Below are 1,777 nucleotides of genomic sequence, written 5' to 3' on the forward strand. Positions count from 1 at the left end.
CAGGCCAGCCTGGACCGCAACGATGGGCACGGCTTCTTCCAGGCGCTCGGCGACGCCGTCGTCACCGGGCCGACCCTCACCAATGTCAACGATTTTCGCGCCATCCTGATCGGCGCGCCCCAACTTCCGGAGAAACACCATGCACCGTAATCGCAAGGCGAAGATCGTCGCCACCGTCGGCCCGGCCAGTACCGACGCCGCCACCCTCGAGGCCATGGTCCGTGCCGGCGCGGACGTGTTCCGGCTGAACTTCAGCCACGGCACGCACGAGGACCACAAGAAGCGCTACGACATCCTGCGCGGGCTCGAGCGTTCGCTGGGCCGCCCGATCGGCATCCTGCTCGACCTCCAGGGGCCGAAGCTTCGGATCGGCACGTTTGCCGAAGGGAAGGTCGTTCTTGAAACCGGCGCCAGCTTCCGGCTCGACCTGAACCCGGGCCAGCCGGGCGACGGCAACCGGGTCGCGCTGCCGCATCCGGAGATCTTCGCGGCGCTGGAAGTGAACACCAGGCTGCTGCTCGATGACGGCCGCATCGAGCTGCGTGTCGATAAGTTCTCGGCGGAGCATGCGGAGACGACCGTCATCAACGGTGGCGTCCTCTCCGACCGCAAAGGGGTCAACGTGCCCGGTGTCGTGCTGCCGCTGTCGGCCATGACCGACAAGGACCGCAAGGACCTGGCATTCGGACTTGGCCTCGGTATCGACTGGATCGCCCTGTCCTTCGTCCAGCGCGCGGAGGATATCCACGAGATCAAGGAAATTGTCCAGGGTCGCGCGGGCATCGTCGCCAAACTGGAAAAGCCTGCCGCCATCAGCGAGCTCGAGGCGATCGTCGAGGCAGCTGACGCGGTGATGGTGGCGCGCGGCGACCTGGGCGTCGAGATGCCTGCCGAGCAGGTGCCGGCGATCCAGAAACGGATCGTGCGGGTCTGCCGCCGTGTCGGCAAGCCGGTGATCGTGGCCACCCAGATGCTCGAATCAATGGTCGGCGCACCGGTGCCGACCCGGGCCGAGGCCTCGGATGTGGCGACCGCGATCTACGACGGCGTCGATGCGGTGATGCTTTCGGCCGAGTCGGCGTCGGGCAAGTATCCGCTCGAAGCGGTGACGATGATGAACAACATTATCGTCCAGACCGAATGGGATCCATATTATGCGGAAAGCATCAAGGCGGGCCAGGGCCCGGCCCGGGCCGAGATCGCCGATGCGATCGGCCTGGCGATGCGCAACGTCGCCGACCTGCTCGACGTGGCCGCGACGGTGGCATACACCAGTTCCGGCCACTCCGCCTTGAGGATGGCGCGCGAACGTCCCCAGGCGCCCATCATCGGCATGACCCCGAAACTGGCCACCGCCAGGAGCCTGGCCCTGGCCTGGGGCGTGCACGCCGTACTGATCCACGATGTGGCCTCGGTCTCCGAAATGACGGAGTTCGCGTGCGCCACCGCCGTGCGGGAGGGACTCGCCAAGCCGGGACAGACCATCGTGATCGCGGCCGGCATGCCGTTCGGGACCTCCGGCACCACCAACCTGCTGCGTATCGCACAGATCGAACAGCAAGACAGCAATGAAAAGGAAACTGCACAATGAGCGCCATCGTTGACGTGACAGCGCGCGAAATCATCGATTCGCGCGGCAATCCAACCGTCGAATGCGACGTGCTGCTGGAATCGGGCGTGACGGGCCGCGCCGCCGTGCCCTCGGGCGCCTCGACCGGCTCGCGCGAAGCGATCGAACTGCGCGACGGCGATCCGAAGCGCTACTTCGGCAAGGGCG

The 1,777-nt window shown here is 66.3% G+C and carries 2 protein-coding genes and 1 pseudogene; all 3 read left to right on the forward strand.

The genetic code is table 11. The annotated features are described in order from the left end of the window. The coding region (locus H162_RS33790; protein WP_307188099.1) for an MOFRL family protein at positions 1-150 on the forward strand (150 nt) is incomplete at its 5' end. Then, positions 140-1,591 carry a pyruvate kinase gene (pyk, locus tag H162_RS0129645; protein WP_020657089.1) on the forward strand — a complete coding sequence of 484 codons (1,452 nt, stop codon included), beginning with the start codon at positions 140-142 and terminating at the stop codon, positions 1,589-1,591. The genes H162_RS33790 and pyk, both read left to right, overlap by 11 nt. Next, positions 1,588-1,777 (forward strand): annotated as a pseudogene (gene eno / locus H162_RS32410) (phosphopyruvate hydratase); the annotation flags it as partial. The gene pyk and the pseudogene eno, both read left to right, overlap by 4 nt.

The organism is Massilia niastensis DSM 21313, assembly GCF_000382345.1.
GTDB lineage: Bacteria > Pseudomonadota > Gammaproteobacteria > Burkholderiales > Burkholderiaceae_D > Telluria > Telluria niastensis.